General features: G+C 63.1%; 17 protein-coding genes. 10 read left to right on the forward strand and 7 right to left on the reverse strand.

The features are described from left to right. Nucleotides 1-283: 283 nt before the first annotated feature. Nucleotides 284-439: a hypothetical protein gene (locus NLY42_RS27680; RefSeq protein WP_023673568.1), complete on the forward strand. Its 156-nt coding sequence runs from the start codon at nucleotides 284-286 to the stop codon at nucleotides 437-439. Between the two features lie 134 nt (nucleotides 440-573). Here the strand turns inward: NLY42_RS27680 and NLY42_RS27685 are convergent, their stop codons facing one another. Then, complete coding sequence (locus NLY42_RS27685) at nucleotides 574-1,332, reverse strand: SOS response-associated peptidase (protein WP_023754766.1); 759 nt, start codon at nucleotides 1,330-1,332, stop codon at nucleotides 574-576. 124 nt (nucleotides 1,333-1,456) lie between these two features. Between NLY42_RS27685 and NLY42_RS27690 the strand changes: the two genes are divergently transcribed. The 4 genes from NLY42_RS27690 to NLY42_RS27705 all read left to right on the forward strand — a co-directional run bounded on the left by NLY42_RS27690 (nucleotide 1,457) and on the right by NLY42_RS27705 (nucleotide 3,804). Further along, nucleotides 1,457-1,864: an NUDIX hydrolase gene (locus NLY42_RS27690; protein ID WP_023827490.1), complete on the forward strand. Its 408-nt coding sequence runs from the start codon at nucleotides 1,457-1,459 to the stop codon at nucleotides 1,862-1,864. Between the two features lie 67 nt (nucleotides 1,865-1,931). Then, nucleotides 1,932-2,309, forward strand: a complete 378-nt coding sequence (locus NLY42_RS27695; protein WP_023754767.1) for a TIGR02301 family protein — start codon at nucleotides 1,932-1,934, stop codon at nucleotides 2,307-2,309. A gap of 327 nt (nucleotides 2,310-2,636) precedes the next feature. Next, nucleotides 2,637-2,894: a hypothetical protein gene (locus NLY42_RS27700; RefSeq protein WP_023673564.1), complete on the forward strand. Its 258-nt coding sequence runs from the start codon at nucleotides 2,637-2,639 to the stop codon at nucleotides 2,892-2,894. Nucleotides 2,895-3,000: 106 nt separating this feature from the next. Further along, complete coding sequence (locus NLY42_RS27705) at nucleotides 3,001-3,804, forward strand: hypothetical protein (protein ID WP_023705384.1); 804 nt, start codon at nucleotides 3,001-3,003, stop codon at nucleotides 3,802-3,804. A gap of 21 nt (nucleotides 3,805-3,825) precedes the next feature. On the opposite strand, the gene NLY42_RS27710 is transcribed toward NLY42_RS27705, so the two are convergent. From NLY42_RS27710 to NLY42_RS27720, 3 genes are all read right to left on the reverse strand, one after another. Beyond that, nucleotides 3,826-4,554, reverse strand: a complete 729-nt coding sequence (locus NLY42_RS27710; protein WP_023684480.1) for a nucleotidyl transferase AbiEii/AbiGii toxin family protein — start codon at nucleotides 4,552-4,554, stop codon at nucleotides 3,826-3,828. Between the two features lie 62 nt (nucleotides 4,555-4,616). Further along, nucleotides 4,617-4,844, reverse strand: a complete 228-nt coding sequence (locus NLY42_RS27715; RefSeq protein ID WP_027049982.1) for a hypothetical protein — start codon at nucleotides 4,842-4,844, stop codon at nucleotides 4,617-4,619. Nucleotides 4,845-4,898: 54 nt separating this feature from the next. Further along, nucleotides 4,899-6,230, reverse strand: a complete 1,332-nt coding sequence (locus NLY42_RS27720; protein ID WP_023698668.1) for a dihydroorotase — start codon at nucleotides 6,228-6,230, stop codon at nucleotides 4,899-4,901. A gap of 82 nt (nucleotides 6,231-6,312) precedes the next feature. Here NLY42_RS27720 and ygfZ point away from each other — a divergent pair, with 82 nt between their 5' ends. The 3 genes from ygfZ (at nucleotide 6,313) to NLY42_RS27735 (ending at nucleotide 10,011) form a co-directional block, all read left to right on the forward strand. Beyond that, complete coding sequence (ygfZ, locus tag NLY42_RS27725; RefSeq protein WP_023754768.1) at nucleotides 6,313-7,173, forward strand: CAF17-like 4Fe-4S cluster assembly/insertion protein YgfZ; 861 nt, start codon at nucleotides 6,313-6,315, stop codon at nucleotides 7,171-7,173. Next, nucleotides 7,173-7,811: an HD domain-containing protein gene (locus NLY42_RS27730; protein ID WP_023754769.1), complete on the forward strand. Its 639-nt coding sequence runs from the start codon at nucleotides 7,173-7,175 to the stop codon at nucleotides 7,809-7,811. The genes ygfZ and NLY42_RS27730 overlap by 1 nt, the downstream gene beginning before the upstream one ends. Before the next feature lie 67 nt (nucleotides 7,812-7,878). Beyond that, nucleotides 7,879-10,011 carry a putative bifunctional diguanylate cyclase/phosphodiesterase gene (locus NLY42_RS27735; protein ID WP_023702695.1) on the forward strand — a complete coding sequence of 711 codons (2,133 nt, stop codon included), beginning with the start codon at nucleotides 7,879-7,881 and terminating at the stop codon, nucleotides 10,009-10,011. Here NLY42_RS27735 and NLY42_RS27740 read toward each other — a convergent pair. Continuing rightward, complete coding sequence (locus NLY42_RS27740; protein WP_031194164.1) at nucleotides 9,980-10,828, reverse strand: AraC family transcriptional regulator; 849 nt, start codon at nucleotides 10,826-10,828, stop codon at nucleotides 9,980-9,982. The two genes, NLY42_RS27735 and NLY42_RS27740, sit on opposite strands and share 32 nt — an antisense overlap. A 91-nt stretch (nucleotides 10,829-10,919) precedes the next feature. Here NLY42_RS27740 and NLY42_RS27745 point away from each other — a divergent pair, with 91 nt between their 5' ends. Next, on the forward strand, nucleotides 10,920-12,086 hold the full coding sequence (locus NLY42_RS27745) for an amidohydrolase (RefSeq protein ID WP_023735508.1): 1,167 nt from the start codon (nucleotides 10,920-10,922) through the stop codon (nucleotides 12,084-12,086). Nucleotides 12,087-12,098: 12 nt separating this feature from the next. On the opposite strand, the gene NLY42_RS27750 is transcribed toward NLY42_RS27745, so the two are convergent. Continuing rightward, nucleotides 12,099-13,016: a fatty acid desaturase family protein gene (locus NLY42_RS27750; RefSeq protein WP_023754770.1), complete on the reverse strand. Its 918-nt coding sequence runs from the start codon at nucleotides 13,014-13,016 to the stop codon at nucleotides 12,099-12,101. 87 nt (nucleotides 13,017-13,103) lie between these two features. Between NLY42_RS27750 and NLY42_RS27755 the strand changes: the two genes are divergently transcribed. Next, the gene (locus NLY42_RS27755; RefSeq protein ID WP_023754771.1) at nucleotides 13,104-14,003 is read left to right on the forward strand and encodes a LysR substrate-binding domain-containing protein; all 900 of its coding nucleotides are present in this window, start codon (nucleotides 13,104-13,106) and stop codon (nucleotides 14,001-14,003) included. Between the two features lie 13 nt (nucleotides 14,004-14,016). Here NLY42_RS27755 and NLY42_RS27760 read toward each other — a convergent pair whose 3' ends face one another. Further along, a complete protein-coding gene (locus NLY42_RS27760) occupies nucleotides 14,017-14,289 on the reverse strand; it encodes a DUF3303 domain-containing protein (protein WP_023670254.1) in 273 nt (90 codons plus the stop codon). Nucleotides 14,290-14,317 lie beyond the last annotated feature (28 nt).

Consider the following 14,317-nt stretch of genomic DNA (forward strand, 5'->3'; position numbering starts at 1 on the left):
AGGCGAAAACGTCCGGACCAGCGCGAAGCTAGCCAATAATGCAAATGCCACAAATGGCGAAAAACGTTTTCATCGGCGGCTTTATCGCCTTGGGCGGTGTTGCCGTCAAGTCGCAACTTCCAGCAAAAGCGTCGCTGGATCATAGGTCAGGAGCCGCTGAAACATTTTATTAAACATGTCGGCACAGTCATGAAACATTCGCCGGCTAGTCCACCATAGGTCACGATTCGGTCAGATTCGGCCGGCAAACGCAGACACGGAAATGTTACCAGGGAAGAGATCGATGTCACGAACCAAGCAGGAATCGAGCCGCGCCAAGCAACCGGCGCTCGCCAACCACTACCGTGCGATCGGCCCGGCCGCGATCGTCGCCGCCCTTCTCCATACCGCGAAGAATAAAAAGCCGGCGCCGAAAATCACTTCGCCCCGCGCTGCCTGAACAGGCATCGTGCCGCCGCCGACAAGGCGTGCGCCGGAACGGAAGGCTGAGGCCCCATAGCGCGCCTGAAACAACAGCTCTTCCTATTGAGCAGGTTCTTCCCGAAGGCCGGACTGGCTTCTTGGGAACGCGCTCTAAAACAGCGTCATCTGACTGCCGTCCGCGCCGGGCTTCTGGCGCCTGACCTTGTCGGGCTCGACGATGCCCATGTCCTGTATCTCCGGCCCGGTGTTGGCGACCTTGCTGACGAGGTCGGAGACCGGAATTGCCTCGAAGAAATCGGGCAGCGCGGGTTTGAGCAGGTCGGCCACGTCGCGCGGTTCGAGCGTGCGGCAGTCCAGCCAGCGGTCAAAATCTTCAGGCGCGATCACCACCGGCATCCGGTCATGGATATGGGCGATGCTGGCATTGGCGTTGACGGTAAGAATGGCGCCGGTGTCCATTTCCGAACCGCCCGGCTCGGAATAGGTTTCAATCAGCCCGGCAAAGGCGATCAACCCGCCACGCCTCGGCCGTATCCAGTAGGGCTGGCCCTTCTTGCCGCTGCCGGATTGCTGCCACTCATAGAAGCCGGAGGCCGGCACCAAGGCACGGCGATGGCGCATGGCGGCTTTGAACGAGGCTTTTTCAATAGCGCCTTCCGAACGCGCGTTGATGAGCAGCGGAAATTTCCTGGTGTCCTTGACCCAGGTGGGGACCAGCCCCCAGCGCACCAGCATCGCCTGGCGATCCGGGAAATTCGAGCCCGGCATGCGCGGCGGCCCCGACAGCGCCATCAGCACCGGCTGCGTCGGCGCGATGTTGTAGCGGGCCGGAAAATCGTCCAGCTCCGCCACGCCGAGCAAGGCGGCGGTCTGGTCCGGCGTGGCCGTCAGGGCAAAGCGTCCGCACATTGGCAAGCTCGATGAATTGATCCGATCGCGAACGTGGCGATGGAACCGGCGCTGCGCAACCGCTAAAGCTGCTCGCTGCCAGCCGGTCCACAGGGTGTGGCCTCACATAAGCGAATCGATATCGATGAACGAGCAGCGCAAGACACTTCCCGCAGTCTCGGTCGCCGTCGTGCGCGGCAGGACGGTGCTGCTGGTCAAGCGGGCGCGGCCGCCGTCGCAGGGGCTTTATGCCTTTCCCGGCGGCAAGGTCGAGCCCGGCGAGACGCTGCAAGAAGCAGCGTCGCGCGAATTGCTGGAGGAAACCGGGCTGCGTGCGCAGGACTATCGTCCGCTTCGCGACATCCGCATCGACGGCAGCGGCGAGAACCACCCGGTCGACTATCTGCTGACCGTGTTCGGCGCCGTTTATGCCGGCGGCGAAGCGACGGCCAGCGACGATGCCGAGACCGCTGCCTTCTATAGTCTTGATGAAATGGCGACGCTGCCGCTCGCGGGTGACGTCATGGAGGTGGCTGAAGAGCTTTTGGCCTGAAGCAGGCCCATATCTGCCGCTCCGAGAATCGCCTTGCAGGCGACAAAATGTTTCGTCAGATAGACTTATGACCCGCACCTCGCTGTTCCTTGCCGCATGCATCGCCACCGCCACGGCTGTTGGCGTGCAGCCGGCGCTGGCCGCCGAGTCGCCGTTCGAGCCCGGGCTGATGCGACTGGCCGAGGTGCTGGGGTCGCTGCATTTCCTGCGCAATCTGTGCGGCGAAAAGGGCGACCAGTGGCGCACCGAGATGGAAAAGCTGATCGATTCGGAAAATCCCGATCCGGAGCGGCGTGCCCGCTTCATCGCCAGCTTCAACCGCGGTTACCGTTCCTTCGGCGGCACCTATACCCAATGCACGCCGTCAGCGACCGAAGCCATCAGCCGCTACATGAAGGAAGGCGAGACGCTGTCGCGCGACATCGCCTCGCGTTACGGCAACTGACGAGCGCCAGACGGCGTTTAGCCAACGCCTTTTCGAGCACCCGCCTTGTATCCACGGCACGTTGATGCAATCTTGGTGTTGCACTTGCGCAACAGTATTAACGAAACGTTAGCGCGCGAATGCGGAATTAACTCAAACTGAAGGTTTTCATCCCGCTCACCGGTCTAATCGGCTAAGTTTGAATCGGACCGAACGCAGGCGACGAAGTTGTAAAGACGATCAAAAAAATGTCGTATTTACAGATACTTACTTAGCCTGCGTGAGATAGGGGCAGCCCAAGCCGGATCCGACCCGTCGGACCGCCGCTTGAAAAGGTGGACATCGCAAATGGAACATGGCGTCAACGACATCGACGCGCTGGTCAGGGAAGAAAAGCGCCTGACCGCGGTGGAAAGCCATAGCGAGGCCTGGGCGGAAGGTCTGTCGGCCGGCATAGAACCTGAGATCATCGCCGAGGCAGCGCTTGAAACCGCGTTCGGCGAGATGCTGCGAGCCAATGGCGAAACCTCGGCCCTTGCCCTGCTCGATCGCATGCGTGAAAAGGTGATCGCCGGCGCCTTCGAGCCGGAGCGGTTTCGGCACTAGGCGTCGCGCGTCTCAGAGGGTGCACTGCCAGCTTACCGGTTCTTTGACGACGGCGAGTCGTTTGGGCATCATGCCTGAAGAGCCTAGGCCCGAGGAGAGGCAAGCGGTGAATTTTTCGATGTCAGGCCGGCCTCGCGGCGTGGTCCTCAGCATCTGGCTTGCCGCTTCCTGCGCCGCGGTTCCGCTGGCGCTTGTCCTGACCAGCAACCCTGCCTATGCGCTGAGCGAGATCAAGCGCGAGGAGCTTCCAGCTCCTGCCGGGCCACCAGCCAATGGTGAGACGGCGCCGTCTGAAAATTCAGTGCCAATGCCCGATCTGCCCGGCACGGCGCCACCGGCCGCCAGCCAGCCGAAATCGCCCACGGAGCCCGAACAAAGCCAACCGGAAGCCCCCGCCAACGATGGCGGCGTGGCCAACCCAAGTGCCGATCCCGAAGGGCCGGTGCCTGAAGTCGTCTACGACCTTTCCAAATTGCCGGAGCCCGTCAGGCGCATGCGCGATCTGATGGTCGAGGCCTGCGTCAGCGGCGACATCGAGAAGCTGCGGCCGCTGATCGGCAAGGGCGACACCATGACCCAATTGTCGCTGGGCGAAATCGAGGGCGACCCGATCGCGTTCCTGAAAGGGCTATCGGGCGACAAGGAAGGTCAGGAAATCCTCGCTATCCTGGAAGAGGTGCTCAATGCCGGCTATGTCCATGTAGACGTCGGCACACCGCAGGAACTCTATGTCTGGCCGTATTTCTTCGCCCTGCCGCTGGACAAGCTCAACGCCAGACAGCGGGTCGAACTGTTCAAGATCGTCACCGCCGGCGACTATGACGACATGAAGCAGTTCGGCGCCTACATCTTCTACCGCGTCGGCATCACGCCGGCCGGGCAGTGGACATTCTTCGTCGCCGGGGATTGAACGGCGATTCCCCTGGGATGGCTACTGGCTAGGGCTAGAAAGCTCGAGGCCTGTGTCAGGCCATATGCGGATACCTTCATTTCGAAGGGCCGAAATCGCTTCGACCGCCGCGTTGGGATCCATTTGCAGCACCTCGGCGGCATGCCGCAATTCTTCCTTGTCCCGCAGCCTGTTTACCACCCAAGCCACCTTGCGCTCGATATCCACGCCATAGGCCGCCTTCGCCTTGCCAACAGCGTCGCTCGGGATTTCCTTATAGATGCCAACCAGCACTCCAAGATCGATGGCATCGCGATATGCAATTGCACGGTCCTGACATCGATCCGCGTTCGCCAGCAACTTCTCGGCAAACATATCCGCCGGGACCAGGGCGGATACATTCAGATCGTCGTCGAAATGGCCTCGCAGTTTTATGCGGCCTTCGCGGATGACTTCAAACTTGATCGTTTGGCCTTTCAACCGCACGATCGTCCGCAAGCCATATTGATCGATCTGGAAGTCCCGAACAGCCTCGACCGGCTCAGGAAAGAATGCTCTGACGCCACGTTCGGCTGCGGAGGTCCGCAATTCGCGATAGCCATCACTGTCGGCACACAGGAAGTCCACATCCAGTGAGCGGCGATATTCCCCGAATTTCATAACGATCGCAGTGCCACCGCCGAACCAGCACTGGTTTGCGGTCAGGAAATGGCGATCCATCAACCCGAGCGCTTCGGCAATGATCTGGTGCTCGGGCCTCTTGAATTCCATCATGACGCTCGCGGTGTGTCCTGTTGATATTCCGGCTGCGAGGAACGATCAGGTGAGGGAAATCAGCCGGCGGTCAAGAGCACGCCGTGACCGAATTTGTCTGCCAAACTTTGGATAAGCATCTTCTCACGCACAGTAAGACGCTTTTGATCGACAAACCGCCAATTACGCTCATACAGCGCAAATGCCTCTTCGGCCGGAATCGGGCGTGCCGCATCGCGGTTCCAGGCGAGCGCCTGGAGCTCCGGAAACTCCGCAGGGACAATCATGGGCGCGATATCTGCGTTCATAATGCCCTTAACGTAGTGGATAGCGCTTAAAAAATCCAACGCAGCAAGAAACCGCTAAGCCGGCAGCGCCTCGGAAAACTCTACCGGCCTGCCCTGCCCGGGCGTGACGATCTCGCCTTCCCACATCACGCGACGACCGCGCACGATGGTGCCGATCGGCCAGCCGGTGACTTCCTTGCCGTCATAGGGCGTCCAGCCGGCCCTGGAGCCGGCTTGCGCATTGGTGATGGTCTCGCGCCGCTGGAGGTCGACAATGGTGAAATCGGCATCGTAGCCGGCGGCGATGCGGCCTTTCCTGGCCATGCCGAAGATGCGCTGCGGGCCGTGGCTGGAGAGGTCGACGAAGCGCTGCAGGGTCAGCAGGCCTGAATTGACATGGTCGAGCATGATCGGCACCAGCGTCTGCACCCCGGTCATGCCGGACGGCGAGGCCGGATAGGGCTTTGCCTTCTCGGCCGGCGTGTGCGGGGCGTGATCGGAGCCCAGCACGTCAATGATGCCTTGCGCAATGCCGTGCCAGACGCCGTCGCGATGGCGGGCCGCGCGAACCGGGGGATTCATCTGGATCAGCGTGCCCAGCCGCGCATAGTCGTCGGCGGCGAGTGTCAAATGGTGCGGCGTCGCCTCGCAGGTGGCGACATCCTTGTGCTGTTGGAGGAAGATGATTTCCTCGGCAGTGGAGATATGCAGCACATGGATGCGGGCGCGGGTGTTTCGCGCGATGCGCACCAGCCGCTCGGTACAGCGAAGCGCCGCGATCTCATCGCGCCAGACGGGATGCGATGACGGGTCGCCCTCGACGCGCAGGCCCAGGCGCTCGCGCAGCCGGAACTCGTCCTCCGAGTGAAAGGCGGCACGGCGGCGGGTGTTGCGCAGGATCGATGCGACACCCTCGTCGTCCTCGACTAGCAGGTCGCCGGTGGACGAGCCCATGAACACCTTTATCCCGGCAGCACCCGGCAGCCGCTCGAGCTCACCGACATCATCGGCATTCTCGCGCGTGCCGCCAACCCAGAAGGCGAAGTCGCAATGCATCCGGCTGGTGGCGCGGCGCACCTTGTCGGCAAGCGCCGCCTCGCTGGTGGTCAGCGGATTGGTGTTGGGCATTTCGAAGACGGCGGTGACCCCGCCCAGCACAGCCGCGCGCGAGCCCGTCTCCAGATCTTCCTTGTGCTCCAGCCCCGGCTCGCGAAAATGCACCTGACTGTCGACGACGCCTGGCAGGACGTGCAGCCCGCGACAGTCGATCGCTTCGCCGGCCGAAGCTTGGCGAAGATCGCCTACTGCGACGATGCGACCACCCCTAACGCCGACATCGCGCGCGGCTTCGCCATCATGGTTGACCACAGTGCCGCCTGTCAGGATGAGGTCGTAGGTGGTGGCCATGGGCGTTCGGTCTCTTGCGGGGGGAGTATCGTCGGCTTACGTAAAGGCCGACTGTTTTGCAAGATCAGGTTCTTTGCCGCCCATGCCTTTTGCCCTGTTCAAAGACCGCGCCCTCATTTCCGTGTCAGGCCCGGATGCCGAGCATTTTTTGCAGAATATCCTCACCACCGACCTCGACACGCTGGCCGTCGACGCGGCAAAGCCAGGTGCGCTGCTTTCGCCGCAAGGCAAGATCCTGTTCGATTTCCTGATCTCGCGTAGCGGCGAGAACGCATTCCGGCTGGATTGCCGTGCCGACATCGCAGACGATTTCCTGCGCCGGCTGATGCTTTACAAGCTGCGCGCCAAGGCCGAGATTGCCAGGCAGGATCAAGTGCTTGTGACGGTTGCGTGGGGCGATGATTCAAGCGCTTCACAGTCTGATTCAACGGTACTTGCCGATGCCCGCTTCCGCGAGGTGGCTGTGAGCCGCTCCTATGGCGGCGCATCCGTAGGTGGCGACCCGGCTGCGTGGCAGGCGCTCCGCATCGCCAACGGCATTGCCGAAAGCGGTTCCGATTATCAGCTCGGCGATGCCTTCCCTCAAGACGTGCTGCTCGACGAGACCGGCGGCGTCGGCTTCAAGAAAGGCTGCTATGTCGGCCAGGAAGTGGTCTCGCGCATGCAGCATCGCGGCACCGCCAGGCGCCGCGTGCTGATCGTTTCGGCCGACCGCGCCTTACCCGCGCCCGGCACGGAGCTGACGGTTGCGGGGCGGCCGGTCGGCACGCTCGGTTCCAGCGCGGGCACGGCCGGACTCGCCATTGCCCGCATCGACCGGGTCAAGGCGGCGCTCGACGCTGGCCAGCCGGTACTGGCCGGTGATGTCACCGTCTCGCTCGCCATCCCGTCCTGGGCGAAGTTCAGCTTTCCCAGGGAAGCCATCGGCGCGGAGGACGCCTGATGGCTGCCGATCGCGTCGGAGCGCCACCGCGCGCGTGGCAGCGCATGCTGTCGGGGCGGCGGCTCGACCTGCTCGATCCCTCGCCGCTCGACATCGAAATCTCAGACATCGCCCACGGGCTTGCCCGCGTTGCCCGCTGGAACGGGCAGACCCGCGGCGATCACGCCTTTTCGGTCGCCCAGCATTCCCTGCTGGTCGAGGCGCTGTTCAGCGAGTTGCAGCCGGACGCCTCGGCCAATGCGCGGCTGGCAGCACTGCTGCATGACGCGCCGGAATATGTCATCGGCGACATGATCTCGCCGTTCAAATCGGTAATGGGCGGCTCCTACAAGGAGTGTGAGCTGCGTCTCCAGCGCGCCATCCATCAGCGCTTTTCGCTGCCGCCCGAACTCGGCGTCGGCTTGCGCAAGGAGATCAAGCGCGCCGACCAGATCGCCGCCTATTACGAGGCGACGCTGCTTGCCGGTTTCTCGACCGCAGAAGCAACCGAGTTCTTCGGCCGGCCGCGCGGCTTCAATGCCGACCGCTTCGACTTTACGCCGCACTCGGTGACCTCCGCGCAAGCTGCCTTCCTCAAACGCTACGCCAGGCTTGAAAAGCAACGCCAGCCAACGGTTGCCGTGCATTCGGCGCAGTGAACATACGCTAAATTAACCAGCGGTAACCACAGTACCGGGTTTCGATCACGGTCAGCAGGCACGCCTCATGTCCGTTGCGCACGTCAAGGGTGGTTCGCCCGTCCGCAGACGGGGAGCCGGAGGCGTGGCCGCGCCACGGCAGATCGCCGACGAACTGCGCCACCAGAACGAGCGCTTTTCCGCGGCCGTCGAGAATATGTCGCATGGGCTGTGCATGTTCGACGCCGACGAGCGGATGATCATCTGCAACGGCAACTATATCAGCATCTTCTCCCTCGACGCGAAGATCGTGCGGCCCGGCATCGCGTTCCTGGACATTCTAAAGCACAGCGTCGACATCGGTGTCGCCTCACAGAGCGCCGAAGACCTGTATGCCATCCGCAAGCCCTATATCGAGCGCGCGCAAGCCTCGACCTACGAGGAAATACTGTCGGACGGACGTATCGTTTCCATCACGCACCGGCCGCTGGCCTCAGGCGGCTGGGTGTCGATCTATGAGGACATTACGGAGCAAAGGCGGGCCGAGCAGGAACTGAAGGAGCAGCACCGCCGCTTCGATGCGGCGCTCGCCAACATGTCGCAAGGCCTGTTGATGTACGACGCCGAAGGCACGCTGATCGTGCGCAACCAGCGCTTCCTCGACCTCTACAAGGTCACGCCTGACGACTTCCCGCTCGGCATGAGCCAGCGCGCCCTGCTCGAACAGATGGTGCGACTGCGCATCTATCCGTCGATGGACATTGACGGCGAGATCGCCAACACCAGAGCCAGCCTGCAGGCCGGTGAGGAGCGTTCGACAGACCGCAGCCTTGCCGATGGCCGAACGCTGCTGGTTGCGCGCCGGCCGCTTGCCGGTGGCGGCTGGGTGGCGACCTTCGAAGACATCACCGAGCGCCGGCGCGCCGAAGAGCGCATGAGCCACCTTGCACATTACGACACGCTGACCGACCTGCCCAACCGCTCGATGTTTCGCGAACGGCTCGACCAGGCGATGGCCGGCGATACACCGCTGGCGATCTTCTCGCTCGACCTCGATCGTTTCAAGGCCGTCAACGACACCTGGGGACACCCTGCCGGCGACTGGCTGCTGAAATGCGTGGCTGAGCGGTTGCGGCACAGCCTGCGCAGCGACACCGATATGGTCGCCCGCCTCGGTGGCGACGAGTTCGCCATCCTGCAGTTCAATCCCAAAGGCTCCACCGATGCGGAACAACTGGCAAAACGCATCGTCGCTGTCGTCAGCCAGCCGTTTCGCGACAAGGGCCGCGAGATGCATGTCGGCATCAGCCTTGGCATCGCGCTGTATCCCGGTGACGGCAAGGACGCCGACACGCTTTTGAAGAACGCCGACATGGCGCTTTACAGCGGCAAGAGCGAAGGCCGCAACGTTTACCGCTTTTTCGAGCCCGGCATGGATGCCTTGGTGCGGGCGCGCCTGGCGCTCGAAACCGATCTCGAGACGGCACTGAAGCGGCGGGAGTTCGTGCTGGAGTTCCAGCCGATCACCAACGTCGCGTCGGGCAAGATCGTCGGCGCCGAAGCGTTGATGCGGTGGAATTCACCGACGCGCGGCCTGGTGGCGCCCGACGATTTCATCGCAGCCGCCGAAGACAGCGGGCTGATCGTTCCGCTGGGCGAATGGGCGCTGAAACAGGCCTGCAGCGTGGCCGCCGGCTGGCCGCCTGGAATGCGCATCGCCGTCAATGTCTCGGCAGTGCAGATCAGAAGCGCCGACTTTGCCCGCAGCGTGATTTCGGCGCTGGCCGTTTCCGGCGTGCCGGCCAGCCGGCTCGAACTGGAAATCACCGAGACCGTGCTGATGGATGAGAGCGAGACGGTGCTGAAGACGCTGAGGCAGCTGCGCGAACTCGGTATCCGCATCGCGCTCGACGATTTCGGCACCGGCTATTCGTCGCTCGGCTATCTCAGGCGTTTTCCCGTCGACAAGATCAAGATCGACCGCTCCTTCATCCACGATATCGACAACAAGGACACGGCGGCGATCGTGCGCACGATCATCGGGCTTGGTGCCGAACTTGGCATCACCGTCACCGCCGAAGGCGTCGAGACCGAAGCGCAGCTCGACGTATTGCGCAAGGCTGGCTGCGTCGAGGTGCAGGGCTTTCTGATCGGCATGCCGTCAAAGGCCGCCGACATGGCTCGACTTCTCAAGACGAGGGCAGCGTCCCGGCGCGCCTGAACATCCCCGGCGTCATTCCATGCGCGGCGCGGAAGGTGCGCGAGAGATGGCTTTGGTCGGAGAAGCCGGCCGCAAAGGCGGCACCGGCGAGATCTGAACCTTGCCGGATCAGCAGATCGGCACGGCGCAGCCTGCGGTCACGGATGAAGGCAGCAGGGGTGAGACCCAGCACTTTCCTGAAATCGCGGATAACTTGAAAGCGCGTCACGCCTGCGGCTTCAGCGAGCCGCTGCAAATCGAGGTCCGAGTTCAGATGGTCTTCGATGACCTGTTCATAGACCCGGAGCCGGCTTTTCGATCCGAAGCTTTCGACCGCCTCGCGCCGCCGGCCGCCCCAATCGCCATGGCGCAGGATGAGCTTGCGCAAGGCGATCAGCATGGATGTTTCGGCGCTCGTGGCATCACCCGATGTCGAAGCCAAGTGCGCGACGCCTACTGCCTGGACGAGATCGGCATCATCGACGATCGCTTGCGAAAACAACGGCGGGCGATCCTGCCCGAGTTCGTCCGCGATCGCACCCATGAGCGAGGCCGACGGATAGAAGGTGCGGTAAGCCCAACCCTGGTCGGCACCCGCCTCGCCGTCATGCCATATCTCCGGATTGACGAGCAGAACCGTGCCCGACCGCGCGAGGACAGTCTCGTTGCCGATGCGGACCCGCTCGCACCCTTGCGTGATCAGGGCGACGACATAGGTCGGGTGCGTGTGCAGCTGGTAGCGATGCCGCGTGAAGCGCGCCTTGAGCATGCCAAGATCGCGAAAGCGCGGATGACGCCAGAACTGCGTCGTCTCCTGAGGCTGTTGAATTCCAGACACGGTCAATCCTGTTCAAGACGCTGCCGGCGCAAATCCTTTACGTGCTGGCATCGACAAGGCCGAATTTACGATAGCCGGCAAGGAGAGCGCAATGCTGCACAACGACCCCATCGCCGCCCTCACCCCGCAGGTGGTGGAATGGCGGCGTCACATCCACGCCAACCCCGAACTCGGTTTCCAAGAGTATGAGACCGCGCGCTTCGTCGCCGACAAGCTGCGCACCTTCGGGCTCGACGAGGTTCATGAAGGCAAAGGCGGCACCGGCGTGGTTGGCGTCCTCAGAGGACGACCAGGCGTGCGCGCCATCGGGCTTCGGGCTGAACTCGATGCCTTGCCCGTGCTGGAGAAGACAGGATTGCCATATGCGTCGAAGAAAGACGGCGTGATGCATGCCTGCGGCCACGACGGGCACATCGCGATGCTGCTCGGCGCCGCCAAGCTGCTCGCCGACAACAGAGCCTTCGACGGCACCGTCTGTTTCATCTTCCAGCCGGCGGAAGAAAATGAAGGCGGCGCCATGCGGATGATCGAGGACGGACTGTTCGAGCGCTTCCCCGTGGAAGCCGTCTACGCCGTCCACAACTGGCCGGGGCTGCCGCTCGGAAAGATCGCGGCCCGTGCCGGGTCGATGATGGCGGCCGTCGACACTTTCGAACTGAACTTTGAGGGGACCGGCGCGCATGCCGCCATGCCGCAGCTAGGCGACGATCCCGTGCTCGCGGCCGGCGCCTTCGTTCAAGCCGTGCAGCGCATCGTCAGCCGTTCGGTCGACCCGCAAATGGCGCTGGTCGTTTCGATCACCCAGATCCATGGCGGCAATGTCGGCAACATCGTGCCGGGCAAGGTCTGGCTGCAGGGAACCTGCCGCTTCTTCGAGCCAACTTTGTCGGACCATTGCGAAAGGCTGATCGGCGACATCGCGCAAGGCATTGCCTCGGCGCATGCACTCACCGCCAAGCTCGCCTACAAGAAAGGCTACCCGCCGCTGGTCAACACGTCGGCTGCCACTGACCGGGCCGTCCAGGCGGCAACCGCGGTTGCCGGCCGCGAGCAGGTCGAGACCGCATTCAACCCGAGCCTCGGCTGCGAGGATTTTGCCTACATGGTCCGCGAAGCCGGCGGCTGCTATGCCTGGGTCGGCGCAGGAGCGGTCAGACTGGGCGAAGGGCTGCACGGCGATCGCTATGTCTTCAACGACGCCATCGTCCCCACCGTGCTCCGCTATTTCGTCACGCTCGTTGAGCAGACACTACGCTGACGGCCGAGCGCCTCAGCGCAAGGTCTCGACGTATTTCTCGTGGAAGCTGACATAGCCGGGTTCGACGACTTTGAGATGGCGCTCGATCAGCTGGTGGAAGGCCGGCAGCTGATGGAAGGGCACGCCGGGATTGGCGTGGTGCTCGGCGTGATACGGCATGTTCCAGGCGACTTTGCGCACCAGCCAGTTGGTCAGCGTGGTGCGGGTGTTTTCCAGCATGTTGGCGACAAGCGGGCAGCGGCCATGCTCGGCCAGCAGATAGAGCCTGAGGAAGGGCTGGCCGAGCAGCGCCGGCACGATCCAGACATAGAGCAGTACACTTGCCTCGAACCACAGGGCTAGCGCGGCGACCACGACATAGAAAGCGATCATGGCGCGGGCTTCAGTGCGCACCTTGGGCAGGCCTTTCGGCGGCACGTAGCTGTCGTGGCAGCCGCCAATCGCGTTGGTGTAGAGTGTCTGCAAATGCCCCCACCACACCGGCAGGCCCGAGACGTGGACGATGTATTGCCGCATCGTCTCCGGTTTCGGGAAGGCGAGTTCCGGATCGGTCTCTGGATCCTGGGTGAAACGGTGATGGGCGAAGTGGAAATAGCGAAACCAGTCGGCGGGCAGCGCGATCGCCAGGCTGCAGACCCTTGCGGCGGCATCGTTGAGCCACTGCGTCTCGAACGCCGTCCTGTGCACCGTCTCATGCAGCAGCGTGAACAGGAAGACGATAAGAATGCCTTGCGGCAACATCAACAGCGGCCAGTACGACACCTTGGCCGCAATCAGCCCGCCGATAGCCACAATCGCGCCGAGATGGAAGGCGAGTTGGACCAGACCCGGCCCGTCCGACTTGCCGGTCAGGCGGCTGCGCTGCTCATTGGTCAGGAACGCGATGACGTCGCGATGGTCTCTGGGTTCAAACTGGGCCGATACGGTCATGGCGCCAAGCTACTCGAATAAGAAAGCTTTCGAAAGACGAGGATTTCTGCGACACAGATAAGCTGACCTTACCTATCGGATCACCCAATGACCGCGCTTCCTTCCCTGAGAGGACTTCAAGCCTTCGAGGCGGCGGCGCGCTCGGGGAGTTTCGCCGCAGCGGCGGATGAGCTCTCGATCTCGGCGGCTGCGGTCAGCCAGCTCATTCGCACCGTCGAGGAGCAGATGGGTCGAAAACTGTTCCATCGCGTCAACCGCCGCGTGGTGCTGACGGAAGCCGGCGTCGAGATGCTGCCCCGGCTGACCCTGGCTTTTCGGGAGATCGGCAGCATCGCGCGTGGCAGCGATGCCTTCCGCCCGCGGCTTGTCGTATCGGTGCCGCCGTCCATGGCGATGGGCTGGCTTTCCGAACGCCTCGCCGGCTTTGTCGCCAGCCACGGCGCCGTCGACATATCCCTGCGCGGCGATGACGATCCGGTGCCGTTCGACCGCGAACTGATCGACATCCGGCTGTCCTTCGGCCCGCACTATCGTGAACACCCGACCGAGGAGATCGTCAGGGACGCCGTCTACCCCGTCTGCGCGCCAGAACTCACCGCCAAAACCGACAGCCTCGCCGGCCTGCCACTGATTCACACCGACTGGGGACCGACCGGCGCGTCGTTTCCGTCTTGGCGCACCTGGTTCGAGGCGGCGCGCATAGAGCCCGGCCGCGCAGTGCAGCGCGGCCTGTCGGCGAACTCGTCGCGGGCAGCGCTCGACCTTGCCATTTCAGGGCTGGGCGTGGCGCTGGCGCAAGGCATTTATTGCGCCGGGGCGCTGGAAGACGGCCGTTTGGTCCGGGCGAATGCCCTATCGATCGCGCTGCGTCAGCCATATTGCCTGACGATCCCGGAACGCAGTGCAAGGCGCGACCTGGTGGCGGCGTTTCGCAATTGGCTGATTGAGGAATGCCGGCGGTCGGTGGGTTCGCCGGTGCTCGGCTGATGGACCGAACTGCTCAGAGATGGCCGGCCAGTGCGGCGACCATGTCCTTGTTCGTCGCCACGGGAATGATCTCGAACTCCACCAGGTCAGACCATTCGATGACCCAGCGCTGCAGCAGCGTGACGTCATCGGCCTCGACCAGCAGGAAGCAGCGGCTCATATCAGCCGCGATCCAGGAGTGGTGCACGACAAGCGCGTCCGGCTTCAATCTGCCGCGCTCGCCGAAACGGCGGTAGATCTCCTTGCGGTCGCAGCCGGTGAAATCCTCGATGACGATGAACTGCATTTTTCCCCCTCGGTTGAATTACCGCCCG

Origin of the sequence: Mesorhizobium sp. C372A (assembly GCF_030323245.1) — a bacterium.
Classification (GTDB): Bacteria; Pseudomonadota; Alphaproteobacteria; order Rhizobiales; family Rhizobiaceae; genus Mesorhizobium.

Coding starts and splice junctions, on each gene's coding strand:
- NLY42_RS27735 (WP_023702695.1), top strand. CDS start 7,879: ATGTCCGTTGCGCACGTCAAGGGTGGTTCGCCCGTCCGCAGACGGGGA.
- NLY42_RS27680 (WP_023673568.1), top strand. CDS start 284: ATGTCACGAACCAAGCAGGAATCGAGCCGCGCCAAGCAACCGGCGCTC.
- NLY42_RS27720 (WP_023698668.1), bottom strand. CDS start 6,230: ATGGCCACCACCTACGACCTCATCCTGACAGGCGGCACTGTGGTCAAC.
- NLY42_RS27715 (WP_027049982.1), bottom strand. CDS start 4,844: ATGAACGCAGATATCGCGCCCATGATTGTCCCTGCGGAGTTTCCGGAG.
- ygfZ (WP_023754768.1), top strand. CDS start 6,313: ATGCCTTTTGCCCTGTTCAAAGACCGCGCCCTCATTTCCGTGTCAGGC.
- NLY42_RS27730 (WP_023754769.1), top strand. CDS start 7,173: ATGGCTGCCGATCGCGTCGGAGCGCCACCGCGCGCGTGGCAGCGCATG.
- NLY42_RS27750 (WP_023754770.1), bottom strand. CDS start 13,016: ATGACCGTATCGGCCCAGTTTGAACCCAGAGACCATCGCGACGTCATC.
- NLY42_RS27755 (WP_023754771.1), top strand. CDS start 13,104: ATGACCGCGCTTCCTTCCCTGAGAGGACTTCAAGCCTTCGAGGCGGCG.
- NLY42_RS27695 (WP_023754767.1), top strand. CDS start 1,932: ATGACCCGCACCTCGCTGTTCCTTGCCGCATGCATCGCCACCGCCACG.
- NLY42_RS27690 (WP_023827490.1), top strand. CDS start 1,457: ATGAACGAGCAGCGCAAGACACTTCCCGCAGTCTCGGTCGCCGTCGTG.
- NLY42_RS27685 (WP_023754766.1), bottom strand. CDS start 1,332: ATGTGCGGACGCTTTGCCCTGACGGCCACGCCGGACCAGACCGCCGCC.
- NLY42_RS27700 (WP_023673564.1), top strand. CDS start 2,637: ATGGAACATGGCGTCAACGACATCGACGCGCTGGTCAGGGAAGAAAAG.
- NLY42_RS27760 (WP_023670254.1), bottom strand. CDS start 14,289: ATGCAGTTCATCGTCATCGAGGATTTCACCGGCTGCGACCGCAAGGAG.
- NLY42_RS27745 (WP_023735508.1), top strand. CDS start 10,920: ATGCTGCACAACGACCCCATCGCCGCCCTCACCCCGCAGGTGGTGGAA.
- NLY42_RS27710 (WP_023684480.1), bottom strand. CDS start 4,554: ATGGAATTCAAGAGGCCCGAGCACCAGATCATTGCCGAAGCGCTCGGG.